The following is an 18,860-nucleotide window of genomic DNA, read 5'->3' as shown; positions in this document are numbered from 1 at the left end:
CATTGACCAGCTTTTATGCCTGCAACCTCTCCTGTCGCTCCCCTGCGCTGCCTTGTGGTCGATGACGACCCACTGTCGGTACAGGTGGTGCTGAACTGCATTGCCAATACTCCTTTTCTCACCGCCGAAGGCAGCTTCACCAATCCCGTCGAAGCCGCCGAAGTCCTGCGCACCCAGCCTGTCGACTTGCTGTTTCTGGATGTCGAGATGCCGTTGCTTTCCGGCATCGAGCTGCTGGGCACCCTGCAGCACCCGCCCATGGTTGTTCTCATCACCAGCAGCAAGGACTATGCGGTGCAGGCCTTCGAGCACGCTGTGGTCGACTATCTGGTGAAGCCCGTCAGCTACGCCCGCTTCCTGCAAGCCGCCCAAAAAGCCCGCGAGCGAGCCGATAACCAGGCTGCTGCCAGCCCAGACGCCATCGAAGCATCTGCCCCCGATGCCGATTTCACCTTCGTAAAAGTTGACAACAAGCTCGTGCGGATAAACTTCGACGAAGTGCGCTACGTGGAAGCCCTCGGCGATTACGTGCACATTGTCACGGGCCAGACCAAGCTCATCGTGTATAGCACCATGAAGGCAGTGGAGGAAAAATTTCCTAGTGCCCGCTTCCTCCGCGTACACCGTTCCTTTATCGTCAACTTCGACCGTATTCAGGCTTTAGAAGACAATTCCGTTATCGTTGAGGGCAAGCTGATTCCGGTGGGCCAGACCTATTTGCGCGATGTAATGCAGCGCCTCAATAAGTTCTAAGTTCTGCGGCGCTGCCATCTCATCATTTTTCTCTGCTTAGTATGCGCTTTCCAGTAGACCGTTTTGGCAGGTTTTCGCTGTCGGCTTTGGTGCTGCTCATGATGAGCACCGCGGCCCATGCCCAGCAGGCCGGCGATACCACCAGCGTAGGCTGCGGCCCGCCGCTGCCCCGTATGCTCTGTGTAGACCTCGACGGCCGCCCGTCCATCGACGAGCCTGCTGGCCCTTTCACATACCAGTGGCACATGGGCGATGGCACCACCCTCACCGGCCCCACGGTGAGCCATTGCTACAAGGAGCGCAAGAACTACGTGGTCGAGCTCGACGTCATCGTGGATAAAACCGGCGAAATCCGGCGCGGCCAGAAGTACATTCCCGTCAACCTCGTGCAGCAGGACATCGTGGATTTCACTCCCTCCGCCACCCGCGTGCGCGTGGGCGAAGCCGTGAGTTTCACGGCCCCCGAAGCCCAACTCCTGACCTGCAACAACGTGCAGCTGGTGTGGGATTTTCGCGACGGCACTGTGGTGCAGGGCTCCAAAGCCCAGCATACGTTCCGTCGGCCTGGCACCTACGCCGTGCGCTTCAGCATGCGTGGCTACGGCTCCGCAGCCTGCATCAGCAGTCACTGCGTATCGCGCGAAATTGTGGTGGAACAGTAGCCATTGCAAAACCAAGTCACCAAGCCAAAGGCGCAGCCGGATTCATCCAGCCGCGCCTTTGGCTTGAAAATCAAGCTTAACCCAAAAGCTTGTCATGCAAGGTGTCAGGCCAGTTCAGCAGTAAGCGGCACTGGCACGCCTTCGCGCAGCAGCTTTAGCACCAGCTCCCACAGGTGCTCGTAAGGGATGATTTCAACCTCCGCGAAGGCATTGCCGGGGGGCGGTGTGTCGCTCAGTTGCTGCAGTAGCGTTTTACCTCGGTCGGCGGCCTGCCCCGGGTCAAAGTTCTTCTCCACGATTAACTGGAGGAGCCGCAGGAATAATCGGCTACGTATCGTAGTGGCTTCGTAGAGGTGGCGCTGCTGGTATTTGCGCAGGCGTTCCAAGCGCAGTAATACGGCTTCGAGGTTACGCTCACGCAGGAAATACAGCAGCTGCAGTACCAGAATAGCCACGTTGTGCCCCCGCTTGTCGCGGCTGTACTCGGGCAGCTGTAACACCAATTGCGCCAGTTGCCGGTACCGCGCCGCATTGGTCCGGGGCGGGGGCAGCACAAAGTCGATGTAGGCGCGGTACAGGTCCCAACGTTGTAAGGCCGCTTCCCGCTGAATGATATAGGCCGGGTTTTTCATAATCACAGCCATCAGCTCTTGGGCACGCTCGTATTGCTCGGCGTGCAGGGCCAGCAGCACATGGTGCTCCTGAAAATAAAACCAGTTGCTCGACGACGGATGAAAATCACGAGTATATTCCTCGGCCAGACGCAGGCCCTGCACTGGCTGCCGCCCACGTAGGTAAGCATAAATGCTCACGAAGTGGTTGAAGCGCAAATCGAAGCGCCGGGCATTGAGCTTGCCATCACGCCAGCGTTTAGCTGCTGCCGACGTCACCCGAATCATCTCCTGAAAATTGCCCTGCAGTTCTTCGTATGCCAGCCGCGCTCGGTACACCATATTATAGGTAGTGAAGCTACGGGCCCGGCGGTGCAGCGCCTCGAGCTGTGCAATGCGTTCGGGTAGTACCGTCAGCACCGCCCGCCGGGCGGCCACGCTGCCATTCAACGCTAGCTGGGTATCGGCAAATAGTTGCTCGGCCTCGTCTTCCCAGGTCAGCTGCTGCTGGGCCTTTTGCAGGGTCTTGGTAACCTTCTTATATGGTATGGGCTGCTGGCGCTCCATGTGCAGGCTCCGCAGCATACGGGAGCACTGCACTTCGTATTGCGTAAATTCCCCAAGCTTGCACAGGCGTAGGCAGCGCTGCAATAGCCTCTCAGTCAATTTGTATTCGCGCTCGGCGTATAGAATACTTACCTTGTGCAGCAGGTCTAGGCACTCAAGCTCGTAGCGCCGCGATACCAGATGACGTGCATCCGAATGGTCCAGAAAGTAGAGATGATTCAGCAGCTTGGTTCGTACCCGCGACTGGAGCTTCTGCAAAGCCCGAGTGTTGGCGGCCGTGGGTTTGCCATAAATGGCTTTCACCACCTGCAGCTGGGTCACCTCCGGGGCACTCGTCAGCGCGGCTACCAGTTGGTTTTCCTTGTTCGGCTGCCGGCTGTGCAGGTCCAATACTGGCAAAGATGCCAAACTACGGGATGTCACAATTCGCGCCAAATTTGCAATTTCATTCATCGTAAAAATGGCCTAACGCCCAGAAAACGGCTATTTACTAAAAGAAGTGTGGTAAAAACCGACGTCACAAAAATGGGTGTTCTTTCCTTTTTTCATCGTGGAGCGTGACTGAATCTTTGTATCGTGAATTATTGTGAGCTTTTAGGGCGGTTAACGTCACAAAATGAGGTTTTTTTCTGAAATGAGCGATAAAAAATCTTTGTCGAAATTCAATCAGGCCAAAACAATATTTTTTTTCTAATTAAAAACAAATAACTTATACGATTAATAATAGTCTCATTTAGGACAATATTGTCCTTTTGTACGGCTGAATAGAGCGTCAACTTTGTGTCATTCAATCACCTGACACATCATCTGACACAGATTTTAATCACTCATTCGCCGTGCTGAACCTCCTCACTATTGCCCTTTTCCAAATTGCTAGCTTCACTACTAGCGCCACTCAAAACACAGCTGCTCAACAGCCGCAGGCTGTTGCTATCAGCGCCTCCACAAAGCTGGCTAACGACGGCGGCATCGGCGGCTGGGGCGGCGACATTGTAGCGACAACCGATGGCGGTATTGGCGGCTGGGGCGGCGATATCAGTGCCGAGGACGATGGTGGCATTGGCGGCTGGGGCGGCGACATTAGTGCGGAAGACGACGGTGGCATCGGCGGCTGGGGCGGCGACATTAGTGCCGAAGACGACGGTGGCATTGGTGGCTGGGGCGGCGACCTCACGCTGAATGATGGCGGGATTGGCGGTTGGGGCGGCGATGTTGCCCTCAACGGCGGTGGTATCGGCGGCTGGGGTGGCGATATTGCAATGGTTGATGGCGGCATCGGCGGCTGGGGCGGCGACATCGCAGCTTAATCTCAAGCGGACCTTTCGTGCCTATATTGCTTTCCCGTGGCTACGGGAACAGTCCAGGCTTACCACGTGAACTTCTATTTCTCAATACGTTATTCGTTCTGTATTGTAGCATTGCTGCTGACCTTCGGCTGTAGCAAACGCAAACACTCTTCAGACGCTACTATCCGCATCCGCTGGGCCCACGACCCCGAAACCCTGGACCCGCTGAGCTTGCACAATCAAGCCGCACTTGATGCTTATAACCTATTAAATATCAGCCTACTTCAGGCTGATGCTTCGACCCAGACGCTGGCACCTGCGTTAGCGGAGGCATTGCCCTCGGTCCAGTTCCTCAACGATTCGATAACGGCCATCGGCTACCGCATTCGTAGTGTTGCCGCCTGGGACAGCGGCCAGCCGGTACTGGCCAGCGACGTAGATTTCACGCTCAAGCTGATGCTTTGCCCCGGCCTGCCTAATGAGGTGGCTCAGAGCCAGTATCACTTTATTCGGGCACTACAAGTAGCCGCAAATGACCCACGGCGCTTCTCTTTTCTTTGCCGGGGCCGCTCGATAGAATATGCCCATACCACCGGCGACTTCTTCATACTCCCCGAAGCTGAACTCGACCCGCATGGCAGCTTACGACACTTCGACTTGGCTGATTTCCAATACCGACGTGCCGAAATCGCCACTGATTCTGGTATTCAGACAGTGGTGCGGCATTACCTAGCGGCCATTACCTCCCAGGCTACCCGGCAGCTACCGGGCTGCGGTGCCTATCAGCTGGTGAAATGGGAAAAAGACCGGTACATAACGTTTCATCGCAAATCGCACTGGTGGGCCGACCAGGTGCGGCCAACTCCTTTTGTGCTGCAAGCACGGCCTCAGCAGCTTACGTACGCCATTATTCCGGATGCGGCCACGGCTACCCTGGCCCTGCAGCGTGGTGAAATTGATTTGTATCCGCGAGTGCCAGCCCACGAGTTTTCCCGCTTACGCGCTTCCTCCACGGCTGCGAAAACGCTACGCTTTTATACTTCGGACTCGCACGATGTGGCCACGGCTGGCTTTAATACGCGGCACCCAATCTTGGCCGATGCCCAGACGCGGCGTGCACTCAGCCAGTGTTTTGATGCAGCCGGCTTGCTCCGGGCCACACAGTTGGGCCAGGGCCAGCCTACGGTCGGCCTCATCAGCCCAAACGACCACCTGAACTATAACGACAGTATTGCACCGCTGCCTTTTGTGCCCAAGAGTGCCGCGGCCCTGCTCCGGCAAGCCGGCTGGCGCCCAAGCCGTATGGGTGAGGTAATGGGTTGGACGCGTACTCCCGTCCGAGGCCCTCGCCAGGAATTGCGGCTGGCTCTGCGCTACCGGGCTGGCGATGAGCTTTTTGCAACCGTTGCATTGCAATTTCAAGCAGCGGCGGCCAGCATTGACGTTCCTGTTCAGCTCTTACCAACCGAGTCCGGCGCCTTCTCCCAGGCTTTGCAAACCGGTGACTTTGATGTGTACCTGCGCACGTTGGGAGGCAATCCGTTTATGTTCAACTTCATCCCTATTCTGCACACTGCTGGTATTGGCGCGGGTAATGCATCGGGCTACAGCACGCCGGCCAGCGACCAACTTATCGAAGCTATTGCCGCTGCCGACAGCAAGATACGCCGTGCCCAGCTTCTACGGCGGTTTCAGGCCATGATGCAGGACCAGAGTCCGATGGCACCGCTTTTTTTCCTACCCAACCGCGTCGCGGCCAGCCGGAACCTAACCGGCATTCATGTGAACAGCCTCAAACCAGGCTATTCAGTTATGACGCTGGCCTGGGATTCTGCGCCACAGGTGCCATAACTCATGGTACGCAGCGCACTGTGGCACCTGTTCCGAACCGGCCTGGCAGTTTGGGTACTCGCTTCGGTAGTGTTTTTGCTCAGCTACCGCAGCCTGAACGCGACCACTGAGCTAGTGCTGCCGGACACGACTGACTTAGCAACCACAACCACTGCGGTAGCACGCCGGGCGGCGCAGCAAGCCATACGGCAACGCCTCGGCCTTGACCTGCCACTTTTTTATATTGGCCGTAATGATGGCAATGGCTGGCACTGGAACGGACAGCACAACCAATACCATCGGTGGGCCGGTCGTTTGTTGCACGGTGACTTGGGCACTTCGTTTCGCACTGGGCAAGCAGTGAGTAGCCAACTGGGTACTGCGCTGGCCTACACGCTGCCACTTACGGGCACTGCTGCGGTACTGGCGGTGTTGGGGGCGCTGGGCTTGGCGCAGCGTTTGGCCACACGGCCGTGGTGGCACCGGGCTGGGCGGGGCATACTGTTGGGACTGCATGCACTGCCTCTATTTGTAGTAGCACTGGCGCTGCTGCTGTTGCTGGCGAATCCTGAGATGCTGGCGTGGTTTCCCACTTACGGCCTTGATGACGCTGCTGATGAGCAACTGGATGCAACTACTCAGTTTGTGAGGTACATCTGGCACTTGGTGTTGCCAGTAGCAGCACTCACCCTTTCCGCTTTGCCCGATTTTACTCTTCAGCTGGAGGCAGCCCTCACGCAGGAGCTGAGGGCAGGCTATGCCATTACGGCGCGGGCCAAAGGCCTTTCTGAGCAAGGCATTATCCGAAACCACGTACTACGCAATGCCCTGTTACCCACCCTGACGCAAGTTGCACAATTGCTGCCAGCGCTGGTAGCCGGAGCCGTAGTAGTAGAAGTGGTGTTTGCGCTGCCAGGCATGGGCCGGCTACTGGCCGAAGCGGCTGCCAATCGGGACTTCCCCATTCTGGTAGGTGGCGTGCTGCTTACTGGGCTGGCCCGGCTCCTGGCCCTTTTGCTCGCCGACCTCCTCTACCTTTGGGCCGACCCTCGTATCCGTTGGCAGTCCTGATATTTTCTCGCTCTTGGCCCCAGAGAATTGCTCTGGGATGGCTAAGTGTGGTGTTGCTAACGGCAGCGCTGGCACCGGTACTTCCCCTGCCCTATCTGCCCAATGTACCCGATTTGTCCCAGGTATCGCAGCCACCTTTTAGTATTGGCAAGCACTGGCTGGGCACCGACTCACAGGGCCTTGACATTCTTAGCCAACTGGTTTTTGGCGCGCGAACGGCGGTAGCTCTCACGCTCCCCGCCACTGTAATGGCTGCCTTGCTGGGTGCCATAGCAGGCGGAGCAGCAGGGTTTTGGCTAAACCAAAGCCGTTTGGCAGCACCCTACTGGCTGTTGCTGGTAGCTTGTGTGTGGTGGGCTCTGAGCTTGCCGTGGCCATGGCTGGTGCTGGTAGGCGCGGCGGCCGCAAGCGGCTGCTTGCTGGCTATAGCAAAGTGGCGGCAACGTCCCCTTCCTGCCTGGCGCCTGCCGCTCGATTCCATCGTTATGGCAATAGCCACCACCCTTGACACCATTCCGCGCCTGATACTGGTGGTGGCTATTGCGGCTGGTACCAGCGTCGCCATCCAAGGGATGCTGTTGCTGCTGGCGCTCACCAGCTGGCCGCAACCTGCCCGACTGGTGCGCGCCCAAATGCTGCGGGTTCGCGTCTTGCCTTTCGTAGAGGCGGCTCGGGCTACTGGATTTTCACCCGGCCGCGTGTGGCTGTGGCATGCGCTGCCTCATGCCGTGCAGCCGCTACGCGCGGCTTTCCCGCTGAGCATGGCGGGGCTGCTTGGCTTAGAAAGTACGCTGTCCTTTTTAGGTATTGGCCTGCCCCCGAACGTAGCTAGCTGGGGACGGCTATTAGCAGGGATTCGCCACGACCAAAGCGCTTGGTGGATAGCTTTTTTTCCATGTTTATGTCTGATTACAAGCATATTAAGTCTTTATATATTAAGTAGGCACCAATCTTCCCAACCCTGATATACAGCCTGTCGTTTCGATGATTTTAGCAGTAAAATAACAGTACATATTTGGCACTTTTGATGTCACAAATCGCTGTTTTTTTCGATTTTCCAACAAAGCCACACAGGAAGAATCAACCAAGGTAATGCATTGATTATCAAACCAATATCCATATATTATTTATATAACCACAACCAAGGCCCATGCTTTTATGCTAAATCAGTAGCATTTTTTTAACAACTCAGTCTATTTTCTGATGTCCGAAAATAGGGCAGAGTGTCCTTTTGTGCGGCGACCTGCGGCAGTAACATTGTATTGTCTTAGCCAGCCCACAGATTATGTGGTTTGGATTGCATCACCTCCTTCTACCTCTCTCGCCTATGTACCTGCTCATTTATCCCTCCCTGAATACCCCGAGGCGTCCCAAAACGCACGGCACCACACGTCCTATCTCCGTAGGCATCGACTTCGTGACCCCAGATGGCACGGTAGTTCCTCGTGCGGTAGGTGAGGCAGCTCTTCAGGGACGCACTGCGGTACTTGTAGGCGGGTTACTGGTAGGTGTTTGGCACCAGCACTAAGTGCGGCTAATCAGCTTTTGCTTTCAACTATTTTAATCTTTCCAATTTCCAGCTCTCACAATCAACTGTTCCAACACCCTGGAATCCGGCACCATATTCTACCCCATCGACAGATTCTACTGCTCACAGTCTACCCTTGTTGAGTGTTAACCCGCCGTCTACCCCGGCGGGTTTTTTTTATGCTTCTGCGTCGCTCTGCGCAGCTACCAGCGCAATGCCTTCGGCCAAACCGCGCGGGGTGTACCCAAGCTCGCGCCGGGCCTTATCGATGAAAAAGCCCGTGCGAGCTGGCCGTTTGGCGGACTGAGAGAAACAACTGGCATCCACTTGCTCAATCAGACTGGCATCAAGGCCAAAGTGGGCGGCCACGCGTAGCGCCATGGCGTAAGGCGTCAGTAACTCATCGCCGCTGATGTGAAAAATGCCTTGGGCATTCTGCTGGGCAATCAGCCAGCAGCCCTGGGCAAGGTCTTCGGCCAGGGTAGGCGTACGCCACTGGTCGGCCACTACTTTAATGGCTTTGCTGGCGCGTAAGGAGTCACGCACCCATAGCAGAATGTTGCTACGGCCGTAGTCGTGTGCCACGCCATACACCAGCACAGTGCGGGCAATGGCCCAGCGGCCGGTGCTGGCCTGCACTGCCTTCTCGGCGGCCAGCTTGCTTTCGCCGTAGAAGTTTACTGGCCCCGGCGCGGCGTCTTCGGCCAGTGGGCCGTGCTCACCACTAAAGACGAAGTCGGTGCTGAGGTGAGTGAGGTGGATGTTTGCTTCGGCGCAGGCAGCTACCAGATTCTCGACTGCTGTCACGTTTTGCTGCCAGCATGCGGCGCGGTTTTGCTCGCACTCGTCCACATTGGTCATGGCGGCGGTGTGGATGAGGTGCGTGGGTTGCTCCTGTGCCAACAGCTGCCGCACCTGGGTGACATCAGTCACGTCGAGCGGCACGAAGCGCACATCCGGGTACAGGTCGGCCAGCTTGTTAGTCCCGCGGGAAGTGGCCAGCAGTTCCACCCCGGCTTGCTGCCGCAACTGGGCCACGAGCTTCTGACCGAGCAGGCCGTTGGAACCAGTGAGGAAAATTTTCATACCTGCAGGCTAATTAGTTACAGTGGGCATTACTCATACTTGTAGCCGTAGAGCTTGGTGATTTTTTTCCGCTTCAGCTTTTCTACTTTCACAGTCATTTTGGAGTCGGTCAAAGGGCGGTCAGTGGGGCCTTTGGGCAGTTTGGCAATCTTATCGATGACATCAAGCCCCTGAATAACCTGCCCGAAAACGGTGTACTGGCCATCGAGAAAGTGTGTGCCATCGTGGTTTTCAACCAGGTAGAACTGGCTCCCGCTGCTGGGCGTACCGGCCGGGCCGCCCATGCGGGCTGCAGCCACAGCGCCGTAGATGTGCTGATGGCCTACCAACTCAGCCGGAATAGTCGGCTCATTGGGCTGGCCGAGGCCGTCGTTGCTGGGGTCGGCATCCTTGGAATTTATATCGCCGCCTTGAATCATAAAATTGTCGATGACGCGGTGAAAAGTGGTGCCCGTGTAGAAGCCGTTCTGAGCCTTTTTCAGAAAATTAGCCTTATGTAATGGGGTGTCATCAAACAGAATGAGGCGGATAACGCCCTGCGGCGTGGTGATGGTCACCACTTCATCCTTACTACTCTTTTTGGGAGACTTGCCGGGCTTTCCGGCGGCGAAGACGGGAGTAGCAAGCCACAGCAGGGCCAATAGCAAGCTGGCAAAAGAAGAGAAGGAAGGTTTCATTTGAGGCAGTAGGTAATCAGAATTAGGTAGCAAGCACCAAGACAACGAATTAGTCTTGCTACTTATGCTGTAAATAACGGAAGGCAAAACTACGCGGATTCGGCAGGTGGCTGCTTAGCCCCGGTGCTCGCGGATGCTGGCCAGAATTTCGCGCCCGCCGCGGGCCAGCACCGCATCGGCCACGGAAACACCCAAGCTATAGGCGTCGGCCGCTTGAGCAGTCTGAATTTCTTCTACATATTCTTCGCCGCTGAGGCTGATGAGCCCGCCATGTAGACGCAAGGTGCCATTGTGCAGGGTGGCGAGGGCAAACGACGGAATGCTGCACCCGCCTTCCATGGTGTGCAAAAAAGCCCGCTCGGCTAGCAGGCAAGTATGAGTGGCGGGATGGTCGAGGGCAGTTTTCAAACGGGCTTTCAGTTCGTTGTCTAACTCTGCGGCGCACTCCACAGCAATGCTCCCCTGGCCGGTAGCGGGCACAAACTGCGTGGCCGGCAGCGTGTGGCGTACCAAGTGCTCGTAGCCCATGCGGTGCACGCCGGCATAGGCGAGTACCAGCGCATCAAACTGGCCTTCTTCCAGCTTGCGCAGGCGGGTCTGGAGGTTGCCGCGGGCTTCGGCGGTTTCGGCGTGGGGGTAGAATCGGCGCAGCTGAGCCTTGCGGCGCGTGCTGCTGGTACCCAGCACGATGCCATGCTTATCGAGCGAGAAATTTTCGTCGAAGCTCAGCACCACGTCGTTTACCTGCTCGCGCTCCAAGAACGCCAACAACTCCAACTCGCGCGGGATGCTGCTTTGCACGTCTTTAGCTGAGTGCACGGCAAGGTGAGTTTCGCCGCGCAGGAGGCTGTTTTCCAGTTCTTCGGTAAAGACGCCCTTAGAGCCAATCTTGGCTAAACTACGGTCCTGCACAGCGTCGCCGGTGGTCTGCATGGGCACAATTTCGGTTTCGAAGCCAGCTTTTTGCAGCAGATGGGCAACATGTTCGGTTTGCCAAAGGGCAAGGCGACTGGCGCGGGTAGCAAGGCGGATGGTCATTTTCAGTTATCAGCTAACAGTGAGCAGTTAACAAAGTGGCAGTACAGATTATTGGGCCAGACGCAGCTGCCCGCCCAGGCGTAGCGAGCTATCCACGAACACCATTTTGGCATTAGCGTTGCGTTCGATGTGGTAGTGGGCGTCGGTCAACTCTTTGGTTAGTAAGTCGGCGTTGCGCGGGGTCACAAATTTGGCGAAGCCGGTCACGAATTGCTGCTCGCCGTTGGCGAGGTGGGGTACGAATTTCGGGTCGATGCCGAACAGGAGCACCTTGCGCACAAGACCAAGCGAATACGCCAACAGCTCTTTCTGGTTTTCTCGGCCTAGCTTCTGAAACTCCTCGCTTTTCTTGATAATATCCCCCGCCTTGCTGCCGTAGTTGAAGCAGAGACGCATCCAGTCGCGGAAGAATTCGAAGTAGTCGTGGTCGGCGTTGGCGTCGCGGCTGGCCAGGGCGGCGCCCAGGCTGCCTTCGGCCAGTTGGGCTACCTGGCGAGCCTTGGCTTCGGGCACTTGGTACTCAGCATGCAGGTACGCAGTGATGTCGTCCTCCGAAAACGGGCGCACTACCACCGGCTGCACCCGGCTGATGATGGTGGGCAGCAGCAGCTCCGGCGCGTGGCTCACCAGCAGGAAGATGGTGGCGGGCGGCGGCTCTTCCAGCAGCTTGAGCACGGCATTGGCGGCGGCGGGGTGCATCAGTTCGGGCAGCCAGAGGATGACGATTTTAAAACGCGCCTCGAACGCTTTCAGGCTCACGAGCTTCAGAATTTGCACGGCCTCGTCTTTGCTGATGTTGCCCTGCTTGTTCTCGGCCCCGATGTGCTGCATCCAATCGTTGAGCCCCTGGTATGGGTTATCGAGGATGAAGGCGCGCCACTCGGCCATGAACTTGCTGCTCACTGCATCCTTGGCCACTGTTTTGGTGGTGGTTACGGGCACGATGAAGTTCAGGTCCGGATGGGCCAGCTTAGCTGTTTTGGTGCAAGCCGGGCAGTGACCGCAGCTGTCGTCGGCCCCGGGGGCGCGCTCCTCGCAGTTCAGGTATTGGGCATAAGCGAGAGCGAGGGCTAGCGCCGCACTGCCCTCCTGCCCCCGGAAAAGCTGGGCGTGCGCCACGTGCTGCCGCTGCACCGACTGGCGTAGCAGGCTTTTGACGGCAGTTTGGTTAGGAATTTCGGCAAAAGTCATGACTTCACCTTTTCCCAAATCCTATCCTCCGTGGTTGCCTCAAACACCGCCTGCATAATCTTCTGCTCCACCGCATCATACGGGAGGCTGCGGCGGGCCATCACGCGCTCGGCTACTTCGTTCACCTTCGGCAGCTTAAAGGTTTCGAAGCCCGCCGCGCCGCCCCAGCTGAAACTTGGGATGAAGGTGCGCGGAAAGCCAGCCCCGAATATATTGGCCCCCACGCCCACCACCGTACCGGTATTGAACATGGTGTTGATGCCGCATTTGCTGTGGTCGCCCATCATGAGGCCGCAGAAGGTTTGGCCGGTATCTACGAAGCGCTTGGCGGTGTGACTCCAGATTTTGACCGGCGCGTAGTTGTTTTTGAGGTTCGACGTGTTGGTATCGGCACCCAGGTTGCACCACTCGCCGATGACGGAGTTGCCCAGGTAGCCGTCGTGGCCTTTGTTGCTGTATCCCAGCAGGATGCTGTTGCCCACTTCGCCGCCTACTTTCGAGAACGGCCCTACGGTATTGTCGCCGCGCATCTTAGCACCAACATTGATGTGTGAGCCCTCGCACAGGGCCAATGGGCCTTTGATGATAGCACCTTCGTGCACCTGCGAGTTTTTACCCAAGTAAATCGGGCCGTCCTCCGCATTCAAAATAGCTGCCCGGATTTTCACTCCCTCCTCGATAAAGATGTTTTCGGCACCATACACAATGGTGTGGGCATCGCCGACAGGCTGCGAAGTGCGGCCTTTCGTAAGCAGGGTGAAGTCGCGGCGGATTTCCACACCGTTGCGCAGGAACAGCTGCCACGGCCGGTCAATCACCGTCACGGGCTCGGCCACCTGCCGCGTTTCCGGAATACCGTCTTGGATAAGCTCGGCTACCAACGCCGCATCAGCTACGTGCGCGGCCACCAGCAGTTCGTCGCAGTACAGAGCCTGGCCGGGCGTGAGGGCCTGTACCTGACGCACCAGCACGTCATCGGGGCACACGGCGCCGTTGATAATTAGGGCCGCGCCGCGTACATCGCCGGCCGGAAACTTGGCTTGCAGGTAGGGTTGAGTGAGGTAGCCAACGGTTTCGACGCCCAGGCGATGCTGCCATTTTTCGGCCAGCGTGAGGATGCCGCAACGCAGCGCCGCCACCGGACGGGTAAAGGTGAAGGGCAGCAAGTGCGGCCGAATGGCCGGGTCATCGAAAAGCAATACGTGCATGATTTTATAAGCAGTTAGCTACTAGCGGTTGGCCAGTAGCCTCATTTTTAAGCAAGCCCAAATTTACGGCAGACAACTTGGCGAAGGGCCAATAAAAAACTCCTTCCGGTAGTTACCAGAAGGAGTTTCCAAAAAGCGAACAGCTAGCAGCTACAAACTAACAGCTTAGCAAAAGCTACGCTTTGTTGGCGCTGCTCTGCTCTTTCTTGGCGTAGCGGCTGCGGAATTTCTCCACGCGACCGGCCGTGTCGATGAACATGTTTTTGCCGGTGTAGAAGGGGTGCGAAGCAGAGCTTACTTCGATTTTCACCAGCGGATACGTTTTGCCGTCTTCCATCACGATGGTGTCGGTCGGCTTCATCGTGGAGCGGGTGATGAATTTAAAATCAGAAGAAGAGTCCTGAAATACTACTTCCTGATACTCGGGGTGCGTGTCTTTTTTCATATCGAAGGGCCTGTTTTACCAATTGAACCCTGCCGATTTTGCGGAAGGGACTGCAAAAGTACAGCTTAGCTCGGAAATACCCAACTCTGAGTCTAAACATTTTCCGGTGCGGCCGGCCACGTCAGGTCGTGCGACTGAGGTTGTTGACTTTCTGAAAAGGTTGTACATTTGAATTCGGCCCACACTTGGGGCCAGCCTGTCGCGCGTGCTGAAACCCATACTCATCCGCCGTCTTTTCCGCCGCTCCGGCCTCCTCATCCTGCTGCTGTTGCTCGGGAGCGTAGCTGTGGCTTATGCCGCTACGCTCACCCTTTTCTCGGCGGCCTACACCGGTTCCACGGTGCGCGTGGACTGGGAAGTGGACACCGAAACCAATATCACGGGATTTGAGCTCTCGCGCAAAGCTGCCACCGAAACCAGCTTCACGACGGTCAGCACCACAGCAGCTACCGGGCAGCGTCGCTATCAATACCTCGACACCAATGTGTACCGGCTGAGTGGCCCCGGTACCTCTACCCCCACGCCGGCCGCCGGCAATGGCCCTTACACCTACCGCCTCACCGTGCGCAGCCCCAACGGCGACCAGAGTTACCTGACTATTCTGGCAGGCACGCCCAGCGCCGTGCAGCGCTCCTGGGGCACCATCAAGTCGATGTTCCGGTAGGACAACACAATAGCATATTGATTTGGCAAAACGTCATGCGGAGTTTGCCGAAGCATCTTTACCACGTAGCTAATTAAATTTAGTATTGCAGTAGAGATGCTTCGGCAAGCTCCGCATGACGTTCTTTTTTTCGCTTTCTTTTGCCAATTCACCTCACTACTCACCCCATGCGCCTTTGCTTCGCTTCCAATAATGCTCACAAGCTCGATGAGATTCGGCCGCTGCTGCCAGCTAGCATCGAGTTGCTGAGCCTGGCCGACATCAACTGCCACGAAGAGCTGCCCGAAACCCAGGATACCCTCGAAGGCAATGCCCGCCAAAAGGCTGAATACGTGCGCCAACACTACGGCGTGGCCTGCTTCGCCGATGATACCGGACTGGAAGTAGCAGCTCTAAACGGAGAGCCGGGCGTGTATTCAGCCCGCTACGCCGGCCCCCAGCGCCTGGCCGAAGACAACGTTGCCAAGCTGCTGCATGAGCTGGCCGGGTCGCCCGACCGCTCGGCCCGGTTTCGGACGGTGGTGGCCCTGGCCGGGGCCGATGGTACGATGCACGAGTTTGCGGGCGAAGTAGACGGCCACATTACCGAGGCGGTGCGCGGCACGGGCGGCTTCGGCTACGACCCGGTATTTGTGCCCGTCGAAGGCGACGGCCGCACCTTCGCCGAAATGACGGGCACCGAGAAAAACCTCATCAGCCACCGGGCGCGGGCGGTGGCTGGGCTGGTCGCGTTTTTGAATGCGGCCTCGCTCTCATCCTGATTGTTTGGCGATTCAAGCAGCAACGAAGGACCTTATCGTCGATGAACAGGTTGGCAACAACTCAAAATTAGCGCAGGCGTGAGACGGTCATTTGCAAGCTAAGAAGGACAGAAACGCCCGACTCTTCCTTCTTCCCTCCTCATTCTTCATTAAGCGAAGCGTTATCTTTGCCTGCTATGCAGACCCCTTACTTAATTGGTATTACCGGCGGCAGCGCTTCTGGCAAAACCACCTTCCTGCGCCGGCTGCTGGAAGCTTTTCCGGAGGAACAGATTTGCCTCATCTCGCAGGACAACTATTATCATCCGCGCGAAAAGCAGCTGCGCGACGATATGGGGGTAGAAAATTTTGACCTGCCGGCTAGCATCGACGCTGCTGCTTATGCCGCCGATGTGCTGCACATCAGCCAGGGCCACGAGGTGCGGCGTAAGGAATACACCTTCAACAATGCCGCCGTGACACCGAAAGAACTCGTGTTCCGGCCCGCACCCATTGTGGTGGTAGAGGGCATCTTCGTGTTTCACTTTGAGGAAATTGCCAAGCTGCTCAACCTGAAAGTGTACATCGATGCCCAAGAGCACGTGAAGCTGCATCGCCGCATCATCCGCGACCGCGACGAGCGAGGCTACGACCTGGCCGACGTGCTGTATCGCTACACGCACCACGTAGCCCCCACGTACGAGCAATTCATCGCGCCCTACAAGCACTACGCCGACATCGTGATTCCCAACAACCGCCACTTCGAGCGCGGGCTAGAGGTGCTGGTGGGTTTCCTAAAATCCAAGGTGGCTGCTGGGGCCGAGCAATAGCAGCAGTATCAATGGCACCTTTGGGCGTAAGAGCCGTATAAAGTTTGTGGCTTCCTCATAAAGTATAAGTTAAAATAGATTAACTTGAACCGTTGATTTCAGAAAGCACCCACTTTTCTGAGCAGTCTCCTTTATACTCACCTCTTTCTCATCGGCCACCCGGCTTCTTTGCTTATGAAACGCTCCTTTCTACGCTTCTCCTTTTTGCTTTCAGCTGGCCTGATGGGGCTGATGAGCTGCGATAAGAATGGCCAGGCCGGCGTGTTGCAACACCCTGCTGGCAATGCAGCACTGCGCGTCTCCGTAACGCCGGACAAGGAATACGGCCAGGCGTTTGACGCTTCGCTGAGCAAGCTGACGGATACTACTTACCTCATCATCACCAAGGCCGAGCGCGGCAGCGTATTTGCCGTGCACACCGGCCCGCTGCCCACTGCCGACCACGCCGTTTGCTTTGCCAGCACCAACAATGCCGGCTTCAAAGAGTGTGTGGAGGAATACTACCACAATGCGGGCGGCGTTGCTATTCAGAGTAACGAGGCTGGCTGGTGGGCCACCCCGCTGTAACGTTGTAGGGTACGGGGGTCGGAGGACCTGAGGGATAAGAGCTATTATTATTGCAGCAACATCTTACCCTAGGTCCTCCGACCCCGTACCCTATAGGAATGTACAGCAAAGCAGAAACTACCCAGCTACGCCAGGCTTTCTGGACCACGCTTGGGCAGTACATGGCCCCGGTGCCTTCGGCCGAGGGCGACACCACTAACTGGATAAACTATAAAACGGGGCTGAAAAACGTGTATTTCCGGATGCAGGCCGACAACCGGCGGGCCAGCATCGGCATCGAACTCACGCACCCCGATGCGGGTATCCGGGAACTGTTCTGGGAGCAGTTTCTGGAACTGCGCACGCTGCTGCACGAAACCCTTGGCGAAACCTGGACCTGGGAGGCCGAAGCCATCGATGCCCACGGCCAGCAGTTCAGCCGCATCTACAAGGACCTGGCCCCGGCCAACCTGTTCGACCGTGCGAGCTGGCCGGCGCTGATATCGTTCTTTAAACCACGGCTAGTGGCGCTAGATACCTTCTGGGCGGATGCCCAGTATGCATTTGAGGCGCTGAAGTAGGTTAGGGAAGCCCGTTCTTATCTTTGGCAACATGGCCCTCGCCCGTTTAACAATTGACGACGAAATGTTCGGCCAGGACATTGTGCCAGCCTGGGAGCGCAGTTTCGGCATTCGTTTCGTCCGGGACGAATTCGCCCAGGTCACGACAGTGGGCGATGTCTGGGCAGTAGTAGAACGACACCTGGTAGCGCAAATAGGTGAAAATCCATCGGGGCTGACTGTTGCTTGCGCCACGCAGCGCACCTTTTATCGGCTGCGCCGGGCCTTGATGGCCCAAGGCTTAACGCGTGCTGAAATAGTCCCGCGGGCCCAGCTGCAAACGCTGTTTCCGTGGCGCCAACGCCGGCGGCTATGGCGCGAGCTGCAGCAAACAAGCATGCTGCCACTACCTAGACTACGGATGTCCGCGCTACTATTTGTGGCAATGTGGGCCGTAGGAGCGGCTATGTGTTGGGGGTTGTGGCCCGGCTGGGGCATGCCCCTTATATATGGATTGGCAATGGCCGTAATCGTGAGCCAGTTGCCGTGGGTGCGGTGGATATTGCCAACTGGAACACTGGGCAAACTAACCGCCGCTGTGGTAGCCGACCATTACCGGACTCTCTCCCACCCTTATGTGCGCAACAACCTGGGCGAAATGCGGGATATTATCCTAGCTGGCTTGGCCAGGTGCGGAGTAGAAGTCACTGAAATCGACCCCGATGAGTTGTACGATGGCACTAAACTAGAATGGTAACGGAATAGCCGTTCAAACACCAGCCATTATACGAGTACAGAGGGCCTGCATTATTTCAGCCCAGTTGTGAAATAGCCGCGTAGCGATGACAGATTCGTTCAGCGTTTCTGTTACCGCTACGCGGCTTCACCTATGTTATACTCCCAGTGCTACAAACCTGCCGCCGCTACGCGCTACCTTGCAATTCAGGTTTCTTGAGAAGATATTATTAGCCTCTGCAAACACGCTAAGAAGCTTAAGAGTACTGTTTTCGAACTATTGAAACGCTTGGCTAGCTTGACTTTTACGGCCAAGTTGATAGGGCTGTAAAATTGGTTTAGTGGATTGCACGGGCCCTTAGTCGGCGCCCCAAAAGAACCCTTGCGCTCGTTCCTCTCAAAATAGTATCTTTGCAGACCCCGTTTATACCATGTTGGCGCTACTCTCCCGTTTTTGGCTTTCGCTCCGCTTCGCCTGGCTCACTGCCACGGTGCTGCTGGTGCTGGGCCTGAACCAGCGGGCTGTGAGCGTGCTCCGCCCCGTGGGTAAGAGCGAGACAACGTGGACCGCACCCACCCGCGCCACCGTCGTCAAGCAAAAAGTGCTGCTGGAAGCCACTGCTTCGCTTAAGCACTTTGTGGCTCCGCTGGGCACGGCCTGGTTGCCGTTGCCAGCTACCACCACCTGGCTGCCCACGCTACGTCAGCTGCTGGCTGCCCCACGCCTGTTGGCGGGCATTCGGGCCGGTGAGGTTTTCCGGGCCCGGCTGCTGGCCGTGGCGCTATCGCCGCAGGCCCCCTAGTGAAGGATTGATTTTTGAGGGTTGAATGC

At 57.0% G+C, this 18,860-nt stretch carries 20 protein-coding genes; 13 read left to right on the top strand and 7 right to left on the bottom strand.

The window, feature by feature from the left end:
• Positions 1 to 15 precede the first annotated feature (15 nt).
• Complete coding sequence (locus J4E00_RS16030; protein ID WP_208176195.1) at positions 16 to 753, top strand: LytR/AlgR family response regulator transcription factor; 738 nt, start codon at positions 16 to 18, stop codon at positions 751 to 753.
• A gap of 41 nt (positions 754 to 794) precedes the next feature.
• Positions 795 to 1,415 (top strand): PKD domain-containing protein, encoded by a 621-nt coding sequence (locus J4E00_RS16025; RefSeq protein WP_208176194.1) that lies wholly within the window; start codon positions 795 to 797, stop codon positions 1,413 to 1,415.
• A 104-nt stretch (positions 1,416 to 1,519) separates the two neighbouring features.
• Here J4E00_RS16025 and J4E00_RS16020 read toward each other — a convergent pair whose 3' ends face one another.
• Positions 1,520 to 2,992: a hypothetical protein gene (locus J4E00_RS16020; protein WP_208176193.1), complete on the bottom strand. Its 1,473-nt coding sequence runs from the start codon at positions 2,990 to 2,992 to the stop codon at positions 1,520 to 1,522.
• A 437-nt stretch (positions 2,993 to 3,429) separates the two neighbouring features.
• Here J4E00_RS16020 and J4E00_RS16015 point away from each other — a divergent pair, with 437 nt between their 5' ends.
• The 4 genes from J4E00_RS16015 to J4E00_RS30285 all read left to right on the top strand — a co-directional run bounded on the left by J4E00_RS16015 (position 3,430) and on the right by J4E00_RS30285 (position 7,745).
• Positions 3,430 to 3,900 (top strand): hypothetical protein, encoded by a 471-nt coding sequence (locus J4E00_RS16015; protein WP_208176192.1) that lies wholly within the window; start codon positions 3,430 to 3,432, stop codon positions 3,898 to 3,900.
• 36 nt (positions 3,901 to 3,936) lie between these two features.
• Positions 3,937 to 5,730 carry an ABC transporter substrate-binding protein gene (locus J4E00_RS16010; RefSeq protein WP_208176191.1) on the top strand — a complete coding sequence of 598 codons (1,794 nt, stop codon included), beginning with the start codon at positions 3,937 to 3,939 and terminating at the stop codon, positions 5,728 to 5,730.
• Positions 5,731 to 5,733: 3 nt separating this feature from the next.
• Positions 5,734 to 6,780 (top strand): ABC transporter permease, encoded by a 1,047-nt coding sequence (locus tag J4E00_RS16005; RefSeq protein ID WP_208176190.1) that lies wholly within the window; start codon positions 5,734 to 5,736, stop codon positions 6,778 to 6,780.
• Between the two features lie 248 nt (positions 6,781 to 7,028).
• Positions 7,029 to 7,745, top strand: a complete 717-nt coding sequence (locus J4E00_RS30285) for an ABC transporter permease (protein WP_410779757.1) — start codon at positions 7,029 to 7,031, stop codon at positions 7,743 to 7,745.
• Positions 7,746 to 8,485: 740 nt separating this feature from the next.
• Here J4E00_RS30285 and J4E00_RS15995 read toward each other — a convergent pair.
• The 6 genes from J4E00_RS15995 to J4E00_RS15970 all read right to left on the bottom strand — a co-directional run bounded on the left by J4E00_RS15995 (position 8,486) and on the right by J4E00_RS15970 (position 13,953).
• Positions 8,486 to 9,394 (bottom strand): SDR family oxidoreductase, encoded by a 909-nt coding sequence (locus J4E00_RS15995; protein WP_208176188.1) that lies wholly within the window; start codon positions 9,392 to 9,394, stop codon positions 8,486 to 8,488.
• 29 nt (positions 9,395 to 9,423) lie between these two features.
• On the bottom strand, positions 9,424 to 10,071 hold the full coding sequence (locus tag J4E00_RS15990) for a peptidylprolyl isomerase (protein ID WP_208176187.1): 648 nt from the start codon (positions 10,069 to 10,071) through the stop codon (positions 9,424 to 9,426).
• 114 nt (positions 10,072 to 10,185) lie between these two features.
• Positions 10,186 to 11,109: a hydroxymethylbilane synthase gene (hemC, locus tag J4E00_RS15985; RefSeq protein WP_208176186.1), complete on the bottom strand. Its 924-nt coding sequence runs from the start codon at positions 11,107 to 11,109 to the stop codon at positions 10,186 to 10,188.
• A 48-nt stretch (positions 11,110 to 11,157) separates the two neighbouring features.
• Positions 11,158 to 12,300: an ATP-binding protein gene (locus J4E00_RS15980; RefSeq protein ID WP_208176185.1), complete on the bottom strand. Its 1,143-nt coding sequence runs from the start codon at positions 12,298 to 12,300 to the stop codon at positions 11,158 to 11,160.
• Positions 12,297 to 13,508 carry a GlmU family protein gene (locus tag J4E00_RS15975; RefSeq protein WP_208176184.1) on the bottom strand — a complete coding sequence of 404 codons (1,212 nt, stop codon included), beginning with the start codon at positions 13,506 to 13,508 and terminating at the stop codon, positions 12,297 to 12,299. Before J4E00_RS15975 ends, J4E00_RS15980 begins: the two co-directional genes overlap by 4 nt.
• A gap of 175 nt (positions 13,509 to 13,683) precedes the next feature.
• Complete coding sequence (locus tag J4E00_RS15970; protein ID WP_208176183.1) at positions 13,684 to 13,953, bottom strand: type B 50S ribosomal protein L31; 270 nt, start codon at positions 13,951 to 13,953, stop codon at positions 13,684 to 13,686.
• A 205-nt stretch (positions 13,954 to 14,158) separates the two neighbouring features.
• Between J4E00_RS15970 and J4E00_RS15965 the strand changes: the two genes are divergently transcribed.
• From J4E00_RS15965 to J4E00_RS15935, 7 genes are all read left to right on the top strand, one after another.
• Positions 14,159 to 14,617 (top strand): hypothetical protein, encoded by a 459-nt coding sequence (locus J4E00_RS15965; protein WP_208176182.1) that lies wholly within the window; start codon positions 14,159 to 14,161, stop codon positions 14,615 to 14,617.
• 167 nt (positions 14,618 to 14,784) lie between these two features.
• Positions 14,785 to 15,378: an RdgB/HAM1 family non-canonical purine NTP pyrophosphatase gene (gene rdgB, locus J4E00_RS15960; protein WP_208176181.1), complete on the top strand. Its 594-nt coding sequence runs from the start codon at positions 14,785 to 14,787 to the stop codon at positions 15,376 to 15,378.
• Positions 15,379 to 15,554: 176 nt separating this feature from the next.
• Positions 15,555 to 16,187: a uridine kinase gene (locus J4E00_RS15955; RefSeq protein WP_208176180.1), complete on the top strand. Its 633-nt coding sequence runs from the start codon at positions 15,555 to 15,557 to the stop codon at positions 16,185 to 16,187.
• Between the two features lie 174 nt (positions 16,188 to 16,361).
• Positions 16,362 to 16,754, top strand: coding sequence for a hypothetical protein (locus J4E00_RS15950; RefSeq protein ID WP_208176179.1), 393 nt, complete (start codon positions 16,362 to 16,364; stop codon positions 16,752 to 16,754).
• A gap of 98 nt (positions 16,755 to 16,852) precedes the next feature.
• The gene (locus J4E00_RS15945; RefSeq protein ID WP_208176178.1) at positions 16,853 to 17,314 is read left to right on the top strand and encodes a DUF4268 domain-containing protein; all 462 of its coding nucleotides are present in this window, start codon (positions 16,853 to 16,855) and stop codon (positions 17,312 to 17,314) included.
• A gap of 31 nt (positions 17,315 to 17,345) precedes the next feature.
• Positions 17,346 to 18,050 (top strand): hypothetical protein, encoded by a 705-nt coding sequence (locus tag J4E00_RS15940; protein WP_208176177.1) that lies wholly within the window; start codon positions 17,346 to 17,348, stop codon positions 18,048 to 18,050.
• A 409-nt stretch (positions 18,051 to 18,459) separates the two neighbouring features.
• On the top strand, positions 18,460 to 18,831 hold the full coding sequence (locus J4E00_RS15935) for a hypothetical protein (protein ID WP_208176176.1): 372 nt from the start codon (positions 18,460 to 18,462) through the stop codon (positions 18,829 to 18,831).
• The last annotated feature ends 29 nt before the right edge of the window (positions 18,832 to 18,860 follow it).

Source organism: Hymenobacter negativus (genome assembly GCF_017571495.1).
GTDB classification, from domain to species: domain Bacteria; phylum Bacteroidota; class Bacteroidia; order Cytophagales; family Hymenobacteraceae; genus Hymenobacter; species Hymenobacter negativus.
This window is presented reverse-complemented; position numbering and strand designations above follow the sequence as displayed.

Coding starts and splice junctions, on each gene's coding strand:
- J4E00_RS16030 (WP_208176195.1), top strand. CDS start 16: ATGCCTGCAACCTCTCCTGTCGCTCCCCTGCGCTGCCTTGTGGTCGAT.
- J4E00_RS16025 (WP_208176194.1), top strand. CDS start 795: ATGCGCTTTCCAGTAGACCGTTTTGGCAGGTTTTCGCTGTCGGCTTTG.
- J4E00_RS16005 (WP_208176190.1), top strand. CDS start 5,734: ATGGTACGCAGCGCACTGTGGCACCTGTTCCGAACCGGCCTGGCAGTT.
- J4E00_RS30285 (WP_410779757.1), top strand. CDS start 7,029: ATGGCTGCCTTGCTGGGTGCCATAGCAGGCGGAGCAGCAGGGTTTTGG.
- J4E00_RS15995 (WP_208176188.1), bottom strand. CDS start 9,394: ATGAAAATTTTCCTCACTGGTTCCAACGGCCTGCTCGGTCAGAAGCTC.
- J4E00_RS15990 (WP_208176187.1), bottom strand. CDS start 10,071: ATGAAACCTTCCTTCTCTTCTTTTGCCAGCTTGCTATTGGCCCTGCTG.
- hemC (WP_208176186.1), bottom strand. CDS start 11,109: ATGACCATCCGCCTTGCTACCCGCGCCAGTCGCCTTGCCCTTTGGCAA.
- J4E00_RS15980 (WP_208176185.1), bottom strand. CDS start 12,300: ATGACTTTTGCCGAAATTCCTAACCAAACTGCCGTCAAAAGCCTGCTA.
- J4E00_RS15975 (WP_208176184.1), bottom strand. CDS start 13,508: ATGCACGTATTGCTTTTCGATGACCCGGCCATTCGGCCGCACTTGCTG.
- J4E00_RS15970 (WP_208176183.1), bottom strand. CDS start 13,953: ATGAAAAAAGACACGCACCCCGAGTATCAGGAAGTAGTATTTCAGGAC.
- rdgB (WP_208176181.1), top strand. CDS start 14,785: ATGCGCCTTTGCTTCGCTTCCAATAATGCTCACAAGCTCGATGAGATT.
- J4E00_RS15955 (WP_208176180.1), top strand. CDS start 15,555: ATGCAGACCCCTTACTTAATTGGTATTACCGGCGGCAGCGCTTCTGGC.
- J4E00_RS15950 (WP_208176179.1), top strand. CDS start 16,362: ATGAAACGCTCCTTTCTACGCTTCTCCTTTTTGCTTTCAGCTGGCCTG.
- J4E00_RS15945 (WP_208176178.1), top strand. CDS start 16,853: ATGTACAGCAAAGCAGAAACTACCCAGCTACGCCAGGCTTTCTGGACC.
- J4E00_RS15940 (WP_208176177.1), top strand. CDS start 17,346: ATGGCCCTCGCCCGTTTAACAATTGACGACGAAATGTTCGGCCAGGAC.
- J4E00_RS15935 (WP_208176176.1), top strand. CDS start 18,460: ATGTTGGCGCTACTCTCCCGTTTTTGGCTTTCGCTCCGCTTCGCCTGG.